This window comes from Spirosoma daeguense, assembly GCF_054776875.1.
In genome coordinates this window covers 475,098-495,458 of the sequence record NZ_BAAHBF010000008.1, presented here as the reverse complement: position 1 = coordinate 495,458, position 20,361 = coordinate 475,098, and the positions used below count along the sequence as shown (strand labels likewise).

At 47.4% G+C, this 20,361-nt stretch carries 17 protein-coding genes; 8 read left to right on the top strand and 9 right to left on the bottom strand.

What is annotated here, in order from left to right; genetic code table 11:
* The first annotated feature begins 117 nt into the window (after window positions 1-117).
* From ACYVD4_RS26075 to ACYVD4_RS26065, 3 genes are all read left to right on the top strand, one after another.
* A complete protein-coding gene (locus ACYVD4_RS26075) occupies window positions 118-840 on the top strand; it encodes a glucosamine-6-phosphate deaminase (protein ID WP_460950694.1) in 723 nt (240 codons plus the stop codon).
* An 87-nt stretch (window positions 841-927) separates the two neighbouring features.
* The gene (locus ACYVD4_RS26070; RefSeq protein ID WP_460950692.1) at window positions 928-2,253 is read left to right on the top strand and encodes an NCS2 family permease; all 1,326 of its coding nucleotides are present in this window, start codon (window positions 928-930) and stop codon (window positions 2,251-2,253) included.
* Window positions 2,254-2,360: 107 nt separating this feature from the next.
* A complete protein-coding gene (locus tag ACYVD4_RS26065) occupies window positions 2,361-3,179 on the top strand; it encodes a 5'-methylthioadenosine/adenosylhomocysteine nucleosidase (protein ID WP_460950690.1) in 819 nt (272 codons plus the stop codon).
* 6 nt (window positions 3,180-3,185) lie between these two features.
* On the opposite strand, the gene ACYVD4_RS26060 is transcribed toward ACYVD4_RS26065, so the two are convergent.
* The 7 genes from ACYVD4_RS26060 to ACYVD4_RS26030 all read right to left on the bottom strand — a co-directional run bounded on the left by ACYVD4_RS26060 (window position 3,186) and on the right by ACYVD4_RS26030 (window position 7,417).
* Window positions 3,186-3,554, bottom strand: coding sequence for a hypothetical protein (locus tag ACYVD4_RS26060; RefSeq protein WP_460950689.1), 369 nt, complete (start codon window positions 3,552-3,554; stop codon window positions 3,186-3,188).
* A 94-nt stretch (window positions 3,555-3,648) separates the two neighbouring features.
* A complete protein-coding gene (locus ACYVD4_RS26055) occupies window positions 3,649-4,035 on the bottom strand; it encodes a DUF805 domain-containing protein (protein WP_460950687.1) in 387 nt (128 codons plus the stop codon).
* 51 nt (window positions 4,036-4,086) lie between these two features.
* Window positions 4,087-4,734, bottom strand: coding sequence for a hypothetical protein (locus tag ACYVD4_RS26050; RefSeq protein WP_460950686.1), 648 nt, complete (start codon window positions 4,732-4,734; stop codon window positions 4,087-4,089).
* 196 nt (window positions 4,735-4,930) lie between these two features.
* Entirely contained in the window at window positions 4,931-5,335 is a 405-nt protein-coding gene (locus ACYVD4_RS26045; protein ID WP_460950684.1) for a DUF3592 domain-containing protein, read from the bottom strand.
* Window positions 5,336-5,378: 43 nt separating this feature from the next.
* A complete protein-coding gene (locus tag ACYVD4_RS26040) occupies window positions 5,379-5,741 on the bottom strand; it encodes a hypothetical protein (protein ID WP_460950682.1) in 363 nt (120 codons plus the stop codon).
* A gap of 45 nt (window positions 5,742-5,786) precedes the next feature.
* The gene (locus ACYVD4_RS26035; RefSeq protein ID WP_460950681.1) at window positions 5,787-6,335 is read right to left on the bottom strand and encodes a globin domain-containing protein; all 549 of its coding nucleotides are present in this window, start codon (window positions 6,333-6,335) and stop codon (window positions 5,787-5,789) included.
* Window positions 6,332-7,417, bottom strand: coding sequence for a hypothetical protein (locus ACYVD4_RS26030; protein ID WP_460950680.1), 1,086 nt, complete (start codon window positions 7,415-7,417; stop codon window positions 6,332-6,334). The genes ACYVD4_RS26035 and ACYVD4_RS26030 overlap by 4 nt, the downstream gene beginning before the upstream one ends.
* A 192-nt stretch (window positions 7,418-7,609) precedes the next feature.
* Between ACYVD4_RS26030 and ACYVD4_RS26025 the strand changes: the two genes are divergently transcribed.
* The 4 genes from ACYVD4_RS26025 (at window position 7,610) to ACYVD4_RS26010 (ending at window position 15,650) form a co-directional block, all read left to right on the top strand.
* Entirely contained in the window at window positions 7,610-8,500 is an 891-nt protein-coding gene (locus ACYVD4_RS26025; protein ID WP_460950678.1) for a LytR/AlgR family response regulator transcription factor, read from the top strand.
* 12 nt (window positions 8,501-8,512) lie between these two features.
* Entirely contained in the window at window positions 8,513-11,548 is a 3,036-nt protein-coding gene (locus ACYVD4_RS26020) for a ligand-binding sensor domain-containing protein (protein WP_460950677.1), read from the top strand.
* Between the two features lie 253 nt (window positions 11,549-11,801).
* Complete coding sequence (locus ACYVD4_RS26015; RefSeq protein ID WP_460950675.1) at window positions 11,802-14,411, top strand: T9SS type A sorting domain-containing protein; 2,610 nt, start codon at window positions 11,802-11,804, stop codon at window positions 14,409-14,411.
* Window positions 14,412-14,462: 51 nt separating this feature from the next.
* Window positions 14,463-15,650 (top strand): hypothetical protein, encoded by a 1,188-nt coding sequence (locus ACYVD4_RS26010; protein WP_460950673.1) that lies wholly within the window; start codon window positions 14,463-14,465, stop codon window positions 15,648-15,650.
* Window positions 15,651-15,772: 122 nt separating this feature from the next.
* On the opposite strand, the gene ACYVD4_RS26005 is transcribed toward ACYVD4_RS26010, so the two are convergent.
* Entirely contained in the window at window positions 15,773-17,638 is a 1,866-nt protein-coding gene (locus ACYVD4_RS26005) for a CocE/NonD family hydrolase (RefSeq protein ID WP_460950671.1), read from the bottom strand.
* Between the two features lie 97 nt (window positions 17,639-17,735).
* Between ACYVD4_RS26005 and ACYVD4_RS26000 the strand changes: the two genes are divergently transcribed.
* Window positions 17,736-19,634, top strand: a complete 1,899-nt coding sequence (locus tag ACYVD4_RS26000; RefSeq protein ID WP_460950670.1) for an AAA domain-containing protein — start codon at window positions 17,736-17,738, stop codon at window positions 19,632-19,634.
* An 8-nt stretch (window positions 19,635-19,642) separates the two neighbouring features.
* On the opposite strand, the gene ACYVD4_RS25995 is transcribed toward ACYVD4_RS26000, so the two are convergent.
* Window positions 19,643-20,353, bottom strand: coding sequence for a helix-turn-helix domain-containing protein (locus ACYVD4_RS25995; protein WP_460950668.1), 711 nt, complete (start codon window positions 20,351-20,353; stop codon window positions 19,643-19,645).
* Window positions 20,354-20,361 lie beyond the last annotated feature (8 nt).

Genomic DNA, 20,361 nt, shown 5'->3' with positions numbered 1-20,361 from the left:
TCGCTAAGGTTTACGCAAAGATTCGCGAAGAGTTTTGTGAACCTTTGCGTAAATCTTGGCGACCTTTGCGGTTAAGAAGCTCTTTGATAGAAATTTCAATAACAGTAGGCCTTTTTTATGAAACTTCAGAAATTTCCTGACCACGAAACCCTTTCACAACGTACCGCCGAGCACATGGCGGCAGTCATCCAGCAAAAACCCGACGCGCTAATTTGCGTTACGTCGGGCGATACACCTACCGAAACGTATCGCCGATTTGTAGCGCTGGTAAAAGCCGGACAGGTCGATATCAGCCGTGCTACGTTTGTTGGCTTGGATGAGTGGGTTGGTTTCACACCTGCCGATGCCGGAAGCTGCACCAATTACCTGTTCCGTGACCTGTTCACTCCGCTCAATTTACCTTCCCAACAGATTTATATTTTCGACGCTACGTCCGATGATCTTGACGCCGAATGCGAACGTATCGATACGTTGATCGATTCGCACGGGGGGCTCGATTTGATGCTGGTGGGCATGGGATTGAATGCGCATATTGGCCTGAATGAGCCAGGAACGCCTTTTACGTTAGGCTGCCATGTAGGAAAACTAGCTGAAAGTACCATAACAGTTGGGCAGAAATATTTCGACAAGGAAACCGAACTAACGCAGGGCATTACGTTAGGATTACGTCACCTGACGGGCGCACACGATGCCATTTTGCTCGTCAGTGGCGCAAAGAAAGCCGCTACGTTGGAGCAAGCACTGACCGGCCCCGTTACCGAAGATGTACCGGCCAGCATTGTGCAAACGGCTCCCAATGTGCGGGTATGGTTTGACGAAGCTGCCGGAAGTTTGTTGTAATGTTTCGGATTTCAGGTTTCAGGTTTGCGCCGAATTGATGAACTTGTAGGCTACAACTGCTCTGGCAACCCAGCCGTAATCTGATTTATGCAACCTGAAACATTTACTACTAAAACACACGCGACAAAAACCGAAGTTCTGGCCGGAATTTCTACGTTTCTGGCCACCATGTACATTATTGTGGTAAACCCGGCGATTCTTAGTCAGTCGGGTTTACCATTTAGTGGTGTGCTCACGGCAACCGTCCTATTATCTTTCTTTTCCAGCCTGATGATGGGACTTTATGCCCGTAACCCGATTGTGGTAGCACCGGGTATGGGCATGAATGCCTTTTTCACATTTACGGCCGTAAAAGGCATTGGCATTCGGCCCGAAGTGGCGTTGGGAGCCGTATTCTGGGCTGGCGTTTTATTTCTGCTATTGTCGGTTTTGAATGTTCGGTCGGCCATTGTACGCGCCATTCCGCAGCCGCTACGTTACGCGGTTTCGGCCGGTATTGGCCTTTTCATTACGTTGATCGGGTTCGAAAATGCCCGGTTCATTGTGGCGAATCCCGCTACGTTGGTCAGCATTGCCAAATTCAACGACCCGATTGTTCTAACATTTGTAGTTGGGTTATTGCTAACCAGTGTGCTGGTGGTGCGCGATGTTCCGGGTGCTATCATTATCGGAATTGTGCTGACAACCATAGCTGCATGGCCAATTGGGAGATTTTGGGGCGATGCATCGGCGGTTAATTTCGGACAAAAAACGCTGGTCAATTTTGGTCAAATCTGGGCCAGTCCCGATTTTTCGTTATTGGGCAAACTGGATTTTGCAGGTGCGTTGAAATGGTCGTTATGGCCAGTTATTTTTGCATTTGCCTTCACCGATCTGTTCGATAGTCTCTCTACGTTTGTTGGCGTAGCCGAAGCGGGTGGGCTTCAGGACACAGACGGTAATCCGCAGAATCTGAATCGTTCGTTACTGACCGATGCCGTTGCTACTACGTTGGCGGGTATTTTCGGAACCAGTCCCGGAACAGCCTATATCGAATCGGCAGTGGGCATTGCGCAGGGCGGGCGTACTGGACTGACAGCGATTGTGGCAGGCTGCTGTTTTTTACCGTTTTTGTTTCTATCTCCGCTGCTGTCGGTTATTCCTGCTATTGCTACAGCTCCGGCTCTTGTGCTGGTGGGCGCGTTTATGATGAAACCCATTACACGTATCAATTGGGGGCAATTAGACGATGCGTTACCCGCATTTCTGGCACTCGTTCTGATTCCATTTAGCTACTCCATTACGCAGGGGCTTATCTGGGGATTTCTATCGTGGACGGTGATAAAAGTGGCTGTTGGTAAATCAAGAGAGGTTTCACCCGGCCTGTGGATTGTCGATGTATTTTGCCTACTGGCCTTAACAACAGGACATTGACACAACGCGAATTAATGCTACGTATCGAAAGAGTATTTTCTTAGCGTTCTTTGCGCCTGACTCCGCGAACTTTGCGGTGAAACTGTAACGTACCAACCTGCATTAACATGAAAAAAACGATTTTCTTCCTGCTTCTTTCCCAGCTTGCATTCGGTCAGCGCTATAAACCTAAGCCTGTTATTGGTTTGCTGGGGGCTTTTGGAGCCGAAGTCGCTTTAGTAAAAGAATCCCTAACTAAACCGAAAACCGTAGTTGTCGATGGTGTTACGTTCACCTGTGGCAAGTTGGGCAAACAGCGAGTTGTACTAGCCGAAACGGGTATTGGCAAAGTCAATGCGGCTATGACCACTACGTTGCTACTCAACCGATTTCGCCCAGAGCGGGTATTATTTACGGGAATTGCCGGGGGTACCAACCCTGATTTGCAACCGGGCGATATTGTGATAGCCCGCCGGACGGCTCACCACGATTACGGTTCCATTACGGATCAAAATACGCCTACCCGACAGACTAGAAATGCCATTACGAAGGAGTTTAATCCAGTCTATTTCCCGGCTGATTCTGCCTTGCTACGTATCGCAGAAACGGTTGTAAAAAGCGTAACGTTTGAAGCTATTCCGCTGGCTTCGGGTGGTACGTCGGATCGCCCTGTAAAGGTGACAACCGGAACTGTTGTTACGGGCGACGTATTTGTGGCCTCACCCGTAAAAGTAAGTAGTTTACGTACTGATTTCGAGGCTGATGCCACTGAAATGGAAGGTGCGGCAGTAGCGCAGGTTTGTTACCAGATTCAGGTGCCGCACCTGATTATTCGCAGCCTGAGCGACCGGGCCGATGCTGAAGCACACATCGCTTATGATAAATTTTACCCAATGGCGGCCCGCAATTCGGCTAAAGTTGTCATTGCGCTGGTAAAGGCATTATAAAATTGTTTACGACAGCCATTGCATGATTGCGCCAAGCGATCCTTCGACTGAAATTGGAGGCTGAATAATAGGATCACCCGCCTTCCGGCTCAAATAAGCATAGCTCCCCCGGGTTGCTTTCCCGGTCAGGGTTTTTAAATCGAGGATCAAGTCGCAATAGACACGACCCGGATAAAGCCGAGTGTGCAATACTACGGTTGAGTCAGAAATCCAGTCAATATCCGACGCACTCCATAGACTGCTACCCATATCGAATAGCTGTTTCTGATCACTATTGTGATAAATCGTTGGCGGATACGTCCAGTGACTCATAGCCATTTCATACATACCGAATTCTATCCGGTACGTACCATCAGGCGAAAAATTCGTTTCCATGAATAAAGAGTTGTTGTGAATTGTAAAGGGCGCTACGTCAATGCTCACAGAGACGTAGCGCCCTTTACGAAATACAGGTTATTTATCGAATATTTTAAAGCGATTTTTTGGGATCAGTGCCGTATTTATTTAGTCCCTTATCTCCCTCTTTATAAGCCAGAATCAGGCTATAAACGGGTATCAATACGTACCAGCCACTTTTGCCGACGTCGTGCATACGCCGAACGAAAACAGCCGCCGAAGGCAGTAGCGTAACTACGTTCAAGGCCAATATAACTGTAAGAGCCCCGGTGAGCGTAGCGCCGTTGAACAATAACGCATTTATCAAATTAAGCACCTGCGCCACAACGACATTTACTATAACAAAATCCCAGAATTCACCACGTCGGGCGCGACCGCTAAAATCATTGTATTTTTTCAGTACTGCTACGTAGTTGTCCAGAATCGACGTTTGAGAAGCCGGGTTAAAAGAGGTGTTCATTTTTGTTTTGTAGTTGGTAATTAAACTTGAGGAAAGTGAGCTATTCTGGTTTTAATTTTTGTTCGACAGGCTCATCTGCGTCAAATACGTCATCAACTGGATAGCGGCATCAATAACGGGTTTACCCATAACATCGGCATATAATGCGTTGAATGGGCCTTCGCCAAAATACAGACCATCCGAAACCAGAAAATTCAGTCGTAGCTGTCCATTTGTCGGGAAAGGCCGACGAGCTCCGTCCCAGCGTCCGATACGACCCACTACGTTGCCACTATGCGCAAAAAGCTGGTTAATTAACTGGTTGGCTTCGGGAGTTCTGCTTTCCCAGACGATTAGCTTTTCGGAGTAATTCAGATAGCGGGCCGTACCATCGCTGAAAGCCGCCAATACGTCAAGTCCTTCAGGCATGGCAACCTCAATCACTACGCCTAGCAACTCCTGCTTTGCAATTGGGAAACCCGAATTCGTCAGCAGACGATACGCCAACAACCGTTGCCGCGACTTCAGAGAGGCATCCGCAGCTACTGCTGCTACGTTGGTCACTACCGGGTTTTGATTCAGTAGCACATTCCAGGGATAGTCGGCCATTGGCTGCTCCGATTGATACAGAGCCAGATCATCGCAGAACAGTTTGTCGTAGATTTTATTTAAGGCTTCGTTCTGGTAAGGCCTGTCGGTTTGATACGTTAAGGAGTTCATTGTATTTGTGTTTTGGAAGAAGGTTTTACCGGCGCGTTGTTGTTTGATGTTTCAAAAGTATACGCTAACCAAAGGGCGGGCAATTCAATTAGACTGACTGGTAGGAAAAACCCGATGAAGCGTAGATAGACTAATTTGGGTCGTTTTGCACCATTGGTCGGGTTATTGCAACCTGTGGAATCAGGCCCGAAAAACGTTACCGGCCAGCTCGGGTGAACAGTAGTAGCGCTATAATCACGAACACGGCGCCAATGAAACCAGACACAAGGGGCAGAAGCCATAGTTCAAGAAAATCGCCGGTTCGGGCATCAGTCGGTCGCGCTTGCTGGTAATACACATCCACCCGCTCGCCAACATCGTACGATGGCGGGCTGCTGCCTACATTCGACTCGAACTCAATGTTTTCGCCCGAAGGAGACATGAATCGGATCACTGGATAATACATCGTCTTATCCCTCCGTTTTTTCCGGTCGTAGGAAGTCTGTTGTCGCAAATTGGCTACTTCTCCCTGCGTTTTGGTAGCGGTAGATAGCCAGTGGCGGGTGTCGGAGTAGCTATACCAGCAACCCACCAACAACCCGCCACCGACCAGGAAAGCCAAAAGGCTAAAAATCCGTTTAAATTTCATTACGTATCTGCTTTGGCTAGACGTCAAACGGCAGCTCGTATTCTCTCGACGTTGGTTTGGAGCTACGTGTTTTCACAACCACTTTTGCTTTCAGCGGTTCACCAACTACTAAATATAGTTTTACGTACTGATCTTCGTGTACTGTCCAAGATTTGTCTTCAAGCAGGTATTCCGTTACGTTCGCTTTCGACGCTTTGTAGGCCCATTGTTCCACAATATTTGGTTCGTAGGTAATGAATGTTCCCATGGTGAACACCTGAATACCCGGTAACGACTGATTGCCTAATTCTGTACAATGTTCGACAACAACACGGATTGACGAGTTATCTTCAAGGTCTTTTACCGCCCATTCATCGAGGAGAGTTTTTACGTTGCTCATTGTTTTCTGTTGTTTGAATTTATTGGTTTTAGATTGATTGCTACGTCAGGCAGATTGGTGTTGATTGGCAGACGCCATCATTTTCTGCGTAATAAGGCCATACATGGCGGCCCATGCCTGTGCTACGTTGTCGTTCCAGTCGCGGCCGAGTCCTTTTTCCAGTGTCCAGAGTAGGGCTTGCCCAACGGATTCGTAATGCGGTGGTTTTACTCCGTACTGCACATGCCGTTGCCCCAAAGAGGCTACTTCGTCAGACAATTCATCGAACCGATGGAGTTGCCCTACCAGATAACTCAGCATATCGATGAGTTTTTTCGATTGTGTCTCCATTGATCCTTTAAAGAGTACACGTAATTCGGGATGGCTCACAAAAAGTCGGCTATAGAACACATCGCCCAGTAAAACCGGATCAATGCCACGTAGCAACCGCCACGATTTTTTTACGGTATCGATTTGTTGCTCAGTCATAGTAGCTTCTGTTCGACCCGTTTTCACCAAATGTAAACAGACCATCGAAGGCCAAACAACAGATTGTGAATAACAGGTAGTGATACGTTGGTAGTGTGCTGCTTTCAGTTGTTCGTTAACGCTCATTTATGGTTTGTCTTCAACCACCGTTCTACTACGTCCGACGCGGCAAAATAAACATCTTTAAATCGTTCAGGACGCTTGGTAACCAATGCCTTCTTCAGCTTGAGCACACTGGGATATAGATCGTTACGTTGCTGTTTAAACTGGCCATCAATAGCGTCTAACAGGTGTTCTATTCCATACGAATCGAAACTCCAGGATTGCAGATTGTTACTATCGATAATTTCAGCTCTGATACGTTCCGACAGCGTGGTTATGCTTTGCTGCAAGGGTTGAATAAACTGATCAGGATGATCGACAGCGTTGCCATTCAGGAAATAATACACTTCCTGACAGTAGTATTTATTCTGCAATAGAGTCAGCAACTGGGCTTCCCAATCGGGGTGGGATTTGATTTTGATCAAAGCTGCCTGCCGTACATCGCTATCCTGATAAGGACTTGAGTACTTTAACAAGCCAAGAATAGAGTCACTGGGTTTATGAGCAGCAATCTCATCGAGCCGAATCTGATGCCAGCGTTTTTCATCTTCGGTTCGGGCAGCCATTTTAACTTCGGCAGTCCGTGCAGCATCCCGAAAATAACCAACTAGCAAACCGCCACTATACAACCCATTAATTGCCAGACTAATCCAGAACAGAATTTTAAGCGAATTGCCCGGCAAGCTAGCTTGCCAGCCGGGATTTAGGGCCAGCAAACACACCATCAGCCATGGCAAAGGAGCCCATATCTGGCCCTGATAAACGGCCATCCAGCGTAAAAACTGGGGATACGTACTATCGCCATGCCATTCCCATTTGAAAACGGCACAAAAAAAGGTAGATAGGGCTACCAGTAACCAAACCACCATCACAAACATGGTTCGGGTTGATGGTTCGGAGGAAACCGAGGCAAATCCGCCATTCAGGTTGGCAACAATTGTCAGGGCCAGACTACTGAGCGTGAAGGCCAGGCCAAAAAAAGCTAAGCCCAGTCCGTAACCCATGGCACTGTCGCCAGTCAGGTTTGGTTTCGAGGCTGTAAGCATCGCCAGACCAACGTAGCATAACGTAACGATGCCAAATAAGATGTAGCCGAATATTTGCATATAATTTTAAAATGACCGATTCGTTTGCCGATTGACTACACAAAAATGGCGGTACGAGCAGATGGTTATCAACTATTTCCAGTCGAAGCATCGGGCTAGCAACATGAATGGCTGACAGAGCCGCTTGAAGCGTAGTTGAACCTGCTTCAGATGCTCGCCAGCTAGTTGCGCTGCCGGTTGGTAACTCTTCCTTTGATTACGACCATTCAGGACGATCTGGCTACCATTCAAGTGCTTATTTTTGTTTATTTCCCCGCCTATTCTAAAATTCAGGCCATTATTCACCTTTCTCTTGCCTCACTACTCATGAACGCGGTCATTATTGAAGATGTGAAACTGGTTGCCAAAGAACTGGCCTTCAAAATCGCTGAGATTGACCCTACCATTCGCCTTGTCGAAACCCTGCCATCGGTGAAAACGGCGCTGAACTGGTTTGGTCAAAACGAAGAACCCGATCTGGTATTTGCCGATATTGAACTGGCCGACGGCATGAGTTTCGAGATTTTCAAGCAGTTTCAACTTAACTGCCCGGTCATTTTCGTAACCGCTTATAACGAATACGCGATTCAGGCATTCAAGGCCAACGGAATCGATTATTTACTCAAACCCGTAGAACCGGCTGATTTAAAAATAGCCATCGACAAGGCGCGTTCGCTTTATAAAAGTAAACACAGTCTGCCGCTGGACGTACAGCAGATACTGGCCGCTTTTCAGAATCCGGGAATGGCCCTGAAACCGAGTTTTAAAGAAACCTTTCTGGGTAACTCACGGGCAGGATGGGTTCCCGTAAAAACCAGCGATATTGCTTATTTTCAGTATGATTCGATCAATTTCATGGTCACGCAGGCCAACGAACGCTATCCAATCGATTATGATACGTTAGAGCAAATTGAAGAACTGCTTGATCCAGCTCATTTCTTTCGGGCCAATCGGCAATTAATTATAAATAGTAACACCGTGCAATCGGTTAAGAGTGTCGAAAACGATAAGTTGCTGGTACGTTTGCGCCCCCCACATCACACAGTAGACGTCCAGATTAGCCGTCATAAAGCGCCCGCTTTCAAACGCTGGCTGAACCGATAACTTTAGAACGCTGTGAAGTATATTTTCTGCATTTGCTGGCTGATTTTAGGGCTTTCGAGTAGCCTTCAGGCGCAGAAACCGTCGCTGTTTCAGTATGAATTTTATCATATCCAGCAACAGGATGGGTTATCGTTTAACTACGTTAACTGTTTATTCAAAGATCGTGATGGGTTCCTCTGGATTGGTACAAACAACGGCCTGAATCGATTCGATGGCCAGCATTTCACCATTTTCAAACACAATCCGGCTAATTCTTCGTCGCTGGTAAATAACACCGTACAGGACATCTGTCAGGACAAAGCGGGGCATTTGTGGCTAGCAACCGACAATGGTATCAGCGAGTTTAATCCGCAAACAGGTCAGTTCCGCAATTTCCAGGCGTTATTTGACCGACAGCTTGGCAATTGTCTGAGCATTATCTGCGACCGATCTGGCGATGTCTGGTTTTCAACGATTCATCATGGTTTATTCCGGTACACTCCCCGCACGAACCAGTTCAAGCTGTACACACACGATCCTAACAACCCACGCTCGCTATCGGAAAACCAGATTTCCATACATGGGTTACTCGAAGACCCGATACGTAACGGAATCTGGATAGCCACCCGACTCTATGGTGGTCTGAATTATTTAGACATTGCGACCGAAGAGTTTCAGAACTATGCGCATAACCCGAAGCAATTGCCTGTACTGACCAAACACTTTACGTCGGGGCTGGCGCTGGATGGGAATCAACTTGTTTACGCCAATAACAATACGGAGCAGATAATCATGTATGACCTGAAAAGTCGGCAGATTACCCGCACTATTGCACCCGTTAGCCAGACCGGACGTAGCATGGACGAAGTGCAAACTGTTTTTGTGGATCGGCAACACAATATCTGGGTCAGTAGTTGGGGAAATGTGATGTTCTACATAAAAGCTGGCCCGTATCGACCCGTCGAAATTATGCATGACAACACCCGCCGTACGTCCATTGCGGGGAGTGCGTTTCTGTCGGGCTGGCAGGATACCGATGGCACTGTCTGGCTGGGTACGTTCAATGGTATTTCGTATACCAATCCAACCCGTGCGTTGTACGAAGCCTATGATCTAAGAAAGCGATTTCCCGCCCGTAAAACGGGGATAATGATCGGCGGTTTTTATGAAGATGAGGACGATGGCTCCTGGTGGGGAACCGAAGGCTATACCCGTGGGCTGATTCATCACGCACCCGGCATGGATCAGGTCGAAATATTCCCCTCACCCGGTACGTTTGTGGCCTGGGGGCTTTGTGCGTATGGGTCAGATATATACATAGCCAATCAAACTCAATTGCTACGTTTCTCCAAAAAAACGCGTCAATACACAACTATACCGTTTCCCAGTTACGTTAAAACGGAAAAAATACGTTCCGGTCGATACCAGATTCTTCGGCAGAAGGACTTAATCTGGCTTTTTTCAGAGAGTAAACAAGGGCTTTGTTATACTATTTCGACGGGTCAATGGCATCAGTACCCGATTCTCTCTACGTCGACGCACCCGAAATTCTGGGTCAGGCACGCGCTGGTCGACCGAAAAAATGACTTATGGCTGGAGCTTTATCCAGAAGGGTTTGCCCGTTTTATACCCTCAAAAGGCCATTTTCGGGTGGAAGCAGGCCCAGCCGAACCCGAATTTGAAAATACAATCTCCAGTTTTACCAGCGATAAAAACGGGTATTTCTGGATGGCTACGAATGGCTATGGGTTAGCCCGGTATGACCCCCATACGCGAAAATACCGTTTCTGGCGTTCGTCGGATGGACTAAGCGACGACCACTGTCTGGCGGCCTTACCCGATCAGTATGGCAATATATGGGTTGGGTCGTTCAATCTTTTTTCTGTGGTTACGCCAGCTCGCCATCAGGTGTTGAATCTTACGCTTCCCTATAGTGAAGACAGCCGGGGCTATTTCAACTATCTCTGGCGGCTACGTAATGGGCATATTCTGGCTTCGATCAATGATTATCTGATTGAATTTAAACCGGAAGTGTTATCGCAACTTACGACCCAACCGGGTAAAGTTTTGCTGGGTGGGCTGACGTCAGGCGATTCGACCCATTTGTTGAACGGCCCTTCACCATCCGTAAGCCTGAAATCGTCCGACAATTCATTTTCGGTTCAATACGCGGTATTAGGTCCACTAAACGGGAATCAGTATCAATACCAGTACAAGCTGGAAGGTTATGAGAATCAGTGGAGTAAGGCCAGCAATCAGACTACAGCCTGGTATAATAAACTGCCCGGTGGCGATTATGTGTTTCAGGTAAAGGCTATTTCGATCACGAATCAGGCGACTCCGATACGTTCGCTAGCGATCCATATCGATACGGTTTTCTATCAGACAGCCGGTTTCCGTGCACTCGTATTGTTATCGCTGATCGGCATAGGCATCGCTTTAATTCGTTACCGGGTCAGGCAAACGGCTCAACTGCATCATTTGCAGGTTCAGGCCAGCCGACTGGAGCGCGACAAAACCGAAATTCAGTACCAAAACCTGATCAATCACCTCAATCCTCATTTCCTTTTCAATAGCCTGACCTCGCTGGGTAGTCTGATTATCATCAATCCCAAACAGGCGTCTTCGTTTCTTCAAAAGTTATCGTCTATTTATCGGTACATCTTACAGAACAAAGAAAAAGATACTGTTAGCCTATCCAGCGAACTAGCTTTTGTACAACACTACGTTGAGTTGCAACAGGCTCAGTTTGAGGACGGTTTGCAGATTACGATAGACGTACCGTCGGATTATCTTTCCTACGAAATTGTTCCGGTTACGCTCCAGAACCTGTTCGAAAACGCGATCAAACACAACACGACCGAAGAAGATAGCCCGTTACGTATACAGGTGTACGTAGCAGACGATTACCTGAACGTAGTGAATACACTTCAGCGCAAGGCCATTGTAAAAACGTCGAACAAACAAGGGCTCGATAGCCTGAAAAAACTATACGCTTACCTGAGTGAACGACCACTATTGATCGAAGAAACACCTGATACGTTCGTGGTAAAAGTGCCGTTGCTTTAGACGTTTACTTGTGCCACGGAGATGCACGAAGAAGACACAGAGATACGCAGAGAAGAAGATAAAAACTCTGTAAATCTTTGTGTCTTCTTCGTGCATCTCCGTGGCACAACCTTTTTTTAATGCTACGTCTACACAAACTTTTCAAGCGGTCTTCTCCACCATTCAACCGACCGTAGCACCCAGTGGATGAAGCTTTTTAGGCAGGCCAAATCGGCGACTCTACTTTTGACCTGTCTTACAACAAATACTCCTCATGACACATCTACTACGTCAATTCTCCTCCAATTGCTGGGGTGCGCTCAATTTTCTGTTTGTGTTGTTATGCGTCTCGCAGCTACAAGCCAAACCACTCTGCACGTACGCACTGAAAGGCCCCGAAATGAACAAAGTGAGCGTATGTCGTTATCAACCGATCAACATTTTATTGAGCAACAACAATGCAGGATGCCCGTTTCCGGCCAATACCCAGTTTCGGGTTTATATGTCGGATGCAGAGGTCAATTTCCCGGACGTATTGACGAATCCTATTTTAACCACTACGTCTCTGGGAATGCAGGAACTGGCTAGTGGTACGTTCCCTGCCACCGGCCAATATAAACTCAAGGTTGCGGCTTATATGGGCGGAAATTTATTGGCAACAAGTCCGGCTAGTACCGTATTAACAGTTACAGAACCGGGTTTTATAGGTGCACCTATGGTTAGCGCGGTGGAGCCAGCCAGACCGATATGTGTGGGTGGATTTATGAAAGTCGAGTTTAACCTGACCGATTGTGATTTCGCCGATCATATGGCTACCTACAAAGTATTTCTGTCGGATGCGCAGGGAAACTTCAACCAACCCCGTTTGATTGCCAACATGTATCCAATTTTAGAGGGCTTCGTATTTGGGACAACATTTTACGCACCAATTCCCTTCGATGTACCCGCCGGTGGAAACTATAAAATTCGTCTGGTTTCGTCTTATCTCGACCCTTTTTCGACCCTGCCAATTATCCCCGATTCAAAACCTAGTCAGCCAAGTGCCGCATTTGCCATTGCGCCCGCCTGCAATTCATTTTTTACCGTTACGTCGCCCGCGTTTCAGCCCTTTGAAGCACAGAATCTGCAACCATCGGCCGCACAACCGATTACGTTATCAAAAGTTGATCCGTCGCAAGCCCTGACGCTCAACATTGAAACGTTGCCCACTTTAGCTGAATTCAGCACACAGCCCAACGGAACTTTCACTCAGAAACTGGCGCTCAATTGGCCTGCTGGCCAAAGCATATTGACCGTTTACGTCCGACTGCCTGCGTCTAATTACCCTGTTCCGACTAACGCAACAGTTACGTTCGGTGCATTTACCGTTATTCAGGCGAAGCAATATGACAAGAGTGATATTGCTGTCCTGGCAATGGACCTCCGGTATAAAGGCCCAAGCGTTGATCCTAACATAACTTCGGTAATTGCCGAGCCCAACAATCTGACTTTTTCGGGACCGGATTACCTGAATCTGTATACGGTAACGGTTGTCAAAGCTCCGGCCGGACAGAAACTACAGATTACAGCGCCTACGGGTTACGAATTAACCCTACCGTCGCCAATAGCCTACTCAGATGTTCTGACGCTGGATGTGGACGCAAACGGAAGTCTGTATCAATATATCCAGGTTCGGCTGAAGAATAACTTGCCGAACGGTACGTATACCGGCCAGATTACGAATAAGTTATGGCCTTCCAATACGCCAGTAGCGTATGTCAATGTAAATGCAACGGTTGGCCCGGTCAATGCGGCCTTACAATTAATTACCCCAACCTATAACTGTACTAGTGGAGCGTTTACGTTCCAAACCACTGGCGGAAACGGCTCACCCATTGAATTTAAAGCTATTGGTATTACGGACTGGAATGCTAACCCGAATCAGTTTGTCGATAGTGAATTACGTACGGCTGCCGATGCGGCTCCAATTTTACTACATGCCCGTCAGAGTGGTCAGGAAGTGAGTTATAGCTGGAACATTCGGGCGCAGTGCCCGGTAGGTGGGAACCCTCCCGCACCCGGCGGTAATACGTTGCAACTAGTAGCGCCTATTTACAACTGTGCCAGTGGAGCCTTCACCTTTCAAACGACCGGCGACAATGGATCAACGGTCGAATTTAAAGCCATTGGTATAACCGACTGGAATTCGAATCCAAATCAGTTTGTGGACGTAGAACTTCGTACGGCTGCTGATGCGGCTCCGATTCTGCTCTGGGCTCGCCAGAATGGTCAGGTGATTACATACTTGTGGGATATTCGTGCATTGTGTCCGGTGGGTGGAAATCCTCCTGCACCCGGTGGTAGTACGTTGCAATTGGTGGCACCTGTCTACAACTGCACTAGTGGAGCCTTCACATTCCAAACTACTGGCGGAAACGGAGCCGTAATTGAGTTTCGGGCCATTGGCATAACCGACTGGAGCACTAACCCGAATCAGTTTGTCGATACTGAACTACGTACTGCTGCTGATGCGGCTCCGATTTTACTACGTGCCCGTCAGAGTGGTCAGGAAGTGAGCTATAGCTGGAACATTCGGGCGCAGTGCCCGGTAAATGGTGCACGGCAAGGCATTTCAACCGAAAAGACCCCGGAATTAACGGTTGTCGTTTTGGAAAACCCGTTGACTAACAATGAGATTGAATTAGAAATTAAAGGTGCCGAAAACCAGCCAGTACGTATGGAATTGTTCGATACACAGGGACGTAGCATCACCGAACGGAACGTAGCACAGGCTCAGTCGCTGGAACACCAGACGATAAATGTTAGCAATCAACCGTCGGGCATCCTGTTGCTACGTGTCAGCGGGTTAGGACGTAGTAAAGTAATCCGAATCATTAAACCTTAAACCAGACGTATTTCCTGATACTGGTATTGGTATCAGGAAATACCAAACATCATGAACCGTCTGACTCCTTATCTAATTGGCCCCGAACTGGTCTGGATCTTGTTGTTCATTTTTGCTCGTATATTGACCAGCAATAACCAACCTGCCACGCCCGACGGAAATGCCCAACTCGAAAATCTGCAATGGTATCTGGCGCTGCTGGGCGTTCTGGTTTCCTTCGTCCCTTTATTCTGGATTAACGACAATCTGTGGTGGTGGTTGCTACGTATCGGCGTAGCAGGACTAATTGGTGTAATTGCCATTAACCTAACCCTGATTGAGGGAATCGATTATAACGACACTCGCAACTCTGGAGTTGGCTCTACGCTGTTCCTCACCATTCCGGTAGGCTGGTTCCTATTGCTGGTAGGCGTGGGTATAGTCACTATCGCTACGTGGTTGAAATGGGATTTTCGACCGCTTCTGAAGTGGACATTTATACTTATCGGTAGTTTAACCGTGATTTTGTTGTGGACAAGCTGCAACCGAAAAACAGAAACGAAGCAAGCCACTGAAAAGGTGCCAAAAAGCGCTACGTCCGACACGTTGACGTATAAATGGTCTACGGAACAATGTGAGTATGAGAGTACGTATGACCCGTGGCGTTACACCGAATCACAATTGGCAGCTACGTCTGCTCTCTGGCTCGACAGTTGGTATATTGAGTCGTTTTTCATTGCGGGCATTCCCGATGATATACAACAGCTCAACCTCGACACACTCCATCAGGACTATCTACGCACGAAGGAGAAATTGAAAAAACTGACCGTTGTTGATGTGCCTTATTGGAAGAAACTGAAGGAGCAGCGGTTACAATCGCTGGAATCGGAATATCAGTTAAAAAAACTAGCTATCAACGCCTATAAAAATCCAGCGTTGCTACGTCAGACTATTTACGATAAAGCGGCTGAGCCTTATGTTGATGCGCTCATTTCGGGCGATTCAACATCACTCCTATCGGACTGGAAACAGCTTCACGAAGACCAGAAAAAGACCAGCGGATTACCAGAACAATTAGAACATGAGTTCAAAAACAAATACAACCGTACTGATCGGGTGGCGATGGCGCAGGTAGAATTGATGCAGGGCTGGTGGCGTTTCGTTACACAACCCGTTCCTTATGCAACGCCAGATCAGCAAATGGAAAAGGAATTTAAAGCACTCTTTTTAACGACCAAAGCATCGTGCATGGAACCTTGATAATCACCTGCTCCCTCGAATTAAATTAAGCCACAGAGATGCCCGGAGGTAAAAAGAGATACGCAGAGGTTATTCTTTGTGAATCTCTTTTTACCTCCGGGCATCTCTGTGGCTTACCCTTATCACTTACTCACCGGCAAACTGATCTTACTGGCAGACGTAGCACCGTGGTGAATTTTAATAGTCGACTTCTGGAAATCAGAATCTTTAGCATGATAGATATCTACATACTTCTGCGGATTCCGATCTACTAGCGGGAACCACGTACTTTGAATTTGCACCATGAGCCGATGACCTTTTTTGAACGTATGGGCAACGTCGGGCAAGCTGTATTTCACTTCGCTGATCTGCCCCGGCACGAATGGCTCAGGTTTTTCAAAGCTTTTACGAAAACGACCCCGCATCACTTCACCACGTACCATCATCTGATAGCCGTTCATGATATATTTATCCGTTGGGCTATACGTAAAATCATCCGGGAATACGTCGATTAGCTTCACCACAAAGTCGGCGTCTGTACCCGTCATACTGACCTGCAAATCAGCCACGAGCGGCCCTGCCAGCGTTAAATCTTCGGTTAATACGTCGGTCTGGAAAACCAGTACGTCGGGACGTCCGGCAGCAAACCGTTGGTCGTCGGTCATGTATTCGCGGGTGCGGGCGGCTTTCACTCCTTCGGCATACGGAACAGGTTTGGCCGGATCACTCACGTACTCAGTGAACGTATTACCCGCCGATGGTTTCGTAAAGCCTAATTTTCCACCCGATTGCAGATAAATATCCCGGCTCGACGTAGCAGCAGGCGGCCATTTGTCGAATTGATGCCACTGGTTTTCGCCAGTGAAGAAAATGTTTGCTTCCTTGATTTTATCGACGTCGCCTTTGCCTTTCAGGTAATAATTAAAAAACGGAACTTCTACGTTATCAGCGTAATACGTACTGGTTGGGCTACCAAACTGTACATTTCCAAGTGAAGATCCATCGCTGCCACGACCCGCCCATTGTCCATGAAACCAGGGGCCCATAATAATCCGGTTGTTGTTTTTCGCTTTACCTTCAATAGCCTGATACGTTGTCCAGGCACCAAAACAGTCTTCGGCGTCGAACAGCCCGCCAACCACTAACGTAGCAATATTGGGCGAAATAGCGCCGACAAAATTGCGGACGTTCCGTGCCTTCCACCACGCATCCATATTTGGGTGTTGCATCATTTCATTCCAGAACCGTACACTATCGCCTGCAAATCGCGTCAGATTGGGCAGGGCACCGCTACGTAGGAAAAACTCATAACTGTCGTTTGTAGGAACAGAAATACCTTTAGGGCCAACCGTAGTAGGTTTGGGATGCGGAAAACCAAAGCCACGGCGCAGGTAAAAATTGAACGCATCCATTGCCATAAATGCGCCGTTGTGGTGAAAATCATCACCTAAAAACCAGTCGGTTACGGGGGCCTGTGGACTTACTGCTTTTAACGCCGGGTGATTGCTCAAGGCAGCCATCGTTGAATAGAAACCGGGATACGAAATTCCAAATACGCCCACGTTTCCATTGTTGCTAGGTAGGTTCTTCACCAGCCAGTCAATCGTGTCATACGTATCACTGGCCTCGTCAAAATCCTTTCCTTTTTTGATTGTGCTATACGGACGGACGTCTTCAAACACACCATCGCTCATCCAGCGTCCGCGAACGTCCTGTACCACCATGATATAGCCTTCTTTCAGATATTCTTTGTAGTGGTTCGAATAGAAAGGTCGGTACGCATTTTCGCCATAGGGAGCGCACGAATACGGCGTCCGGCTCATCAGAATCGGGTGTTTTTCGGTATTGCTTTTGGGCAGGTAAATAGACGTAAACAGCTTGGTTCCATCGCGCATCGGAATTTGCTGTTCCAGTTTGGTGTAATTGGCCCTGAACCAGGTCGAGTCGATGGTCTGCGCATTGGCCAAAGTGGCGAAAAGCAGGAAAATAAGGTAATAGAGTCGTTTCATGAAGGTTGTATTTAAAAGATTCGCTTAACAAGTATACGTATAACAACCGTATTTTTTGTCGAAACCTGTACTGTTTCAGGAAATCGTATTTTTGTGAATGGATTACTTTAAAAATCTTCTCCAGTTACTTCAGATTGAGCGAGAAGAAGATCGTTTACAATACCAAAAACTTACCGAATCAACATCCATTGCCGAGCGAAGGGCCAATGGTCTTACGTGGTATCCGATTGCCATTCGCGGCAACGAAATGAGCCGGGGCGATTACCTGACCGTTGAGGTAGAACGTACTACGCATCAGGACATTCCGCATCAGTTGCGGTTTGGTATGCCCGCCGTTCTGTTCAGCAATCACGACCCTAAAAATGACCGCGTAGAAGGCACCGTTACGCACCAGAGCGGCAACCGACTCAAAATAACGCTACGTACCGACGAACTCCCCGATTGGTCGCGCGATGGCAAGCTGGGCGTTGAAGCGTTGTTCGACGACAATAGCTACGATGAAATGGAAACGGCCCTGAAAACGGCCAATACGCTGGCCGATAAATCCGAAAATCGGCTGATTAACATTCTGACTGGCGAAAAATCACCGACGTTTCATGCTGAGACTCCACCCCTATTTATTCAAAAACTGAATCCAAGTCAACGTTCAGCAGTTGGTAATATATTGACAGCAAACGAGTTGTCGATTGTGCATGGCCCTCCCGGTACGGGCAAAACCACTACGTTGGTACAGGCCATAAAAGCACTTCATAAACAGGATAATAAGAAGATTCTGGTGGTGGCTCCCAGCAATACGGCTGTCGATTTACTAAGCGAAAAACTTCATAATGAAGGACTTAACGTGTTACGTGTCGGTAATCCTGCCCGCGTTTCAGACCGTTTGATGGCGTTGACGCTCGATCATAAAGTGGCTGAACATGGTGCCATGAAAGAAGCCAAAAAGCTGAAAAAACAGGCGAATGAGTTTCGGAACATGGCACATAAGTACAAGCGAAATTTCGGTAAGGCCGAACGAGAACAACGAAAAGCCCTGTTCGATGAAGCACACCGGATCATGAAAGACGTAGCCAACACCGAACAGTACGTGATCGACGATCTGATTGCCAAAGCACAGGTCATTACCGCTACGTTGGTCGGGGCTAATCACTACACCGTCCGACATCTGACGTATCATACCGTTGTGATTGACGAAGCTGGTCAGGCACTTGAACCGGCCTGCTGGATTCCGATTCTGAAAGCTCAAAAAGTCGTGTTGGCTGGCGATCATTGTCAGCTTCCACCAACTATAAAATCGGCCGAAGCAGCCCGCAATGGACTGGCTACTACGTTGCTGGAAAAATGCGTACTACTTCATCCAGAGGCAGTTACGTTGCTCGATGAGCAATACCGAATGCACGAACACATTATGGGTTATTCGTCGCAGGTGTTTTACGAGAACAAAGTAAAAGCCCACGAATCGGTGGCCCGACATGCGTTGTTTGACGGCGATACGTCGCTGGCGTTTGTCGATACGGCGGGAGCTGGTTTCGAGGAAAAACTGGAGGGCACTAGTTCAACCAATCCCGAAGAAGCAGCCCTGCTGATGAAGCATCTTGTGCAGCTCGTAACCGATTTGAGCACGCGCTACGTTCCGGCAGATTTCCCAACTATTGCGGTTATCTCTCCCTACAAACAGCAAATCAGCATCCTGAAAGATTCACTAACGCAAAACCCTGAATTACAGCCTTATATTGATAAAATTTCGATAAATACCATCGACAGTTTTCAGGGTCAGGAGCGCGATATTGTGTATATTTCGCTGACACGTAGCAATTCAGAAGGAGAGATTGGTTTTCTGTCCGACATTCGGCGGATGAACGTAGCGATGACCCGCGCCCGTAAAAAATTAATCGTGGTGGGCGACAGTGCTACGTTGGCTAGCCTGCCCTTTTACACCGATTTCATTACGTATGCCGAAAACCTCAATGCTTACCAAAGCGCCTGGGAATGGATATAATACGTAGCTTAATTAAACGATTGTCGAAATTCTAGCGGTGATACGTTCGTCTTGTTTTTAAACAACTTATTGAACGATTGCGGGCATTCGAAACCAAGTTGATACGCAATTTCGCCGACGGATAAATTGGTAGTTACCAGAATTTCCTTTGCCTTGTCGATGAGCTTATCGTGGATGTGTTGTTGCGCACTTTGGCCCGTCAGATTACGTAGCATGTCGCTCAGGTATTTGGGCGACATGTTCAGTCGTTCGGCCAGATACGTAACGGTTGGCAAGCCAGTGAGCTGTGCTTTATCCTGATCGAAATAATCGGCCAAGAGCGTTTCTACCTTCGACAGTAAATCATTGTTCGCCGTTTTTCGGGTGATAAACTGGCGGCTGTAAAATCGGTTGCAATACGTCAGTAGTAAATCAAGCTGCGAAACAATGACGTCCTGACTAAACGTATCAATACGTGCCTGACTTTCCTGACGTATTGATAGGATAAGATTTTCGACAGTCTGTTCTTCTTCTTCCGACAGAATAAGGGCTTCGTGAACCGCATACCCAAAGAAGCCATATTCTCTGATTTTATGCCCCAGCGGGTAATTTCGAATGAAATGGGTATGGAAAATCAGCAACCAGCCTTCAGTTGCCGGAACATCATCGGGGTGCCACGTCACGATTTGGTCAGGGGCCATAAACGACATGACACCCAAGTCACTACGTAGTGAATACATAAATGAAT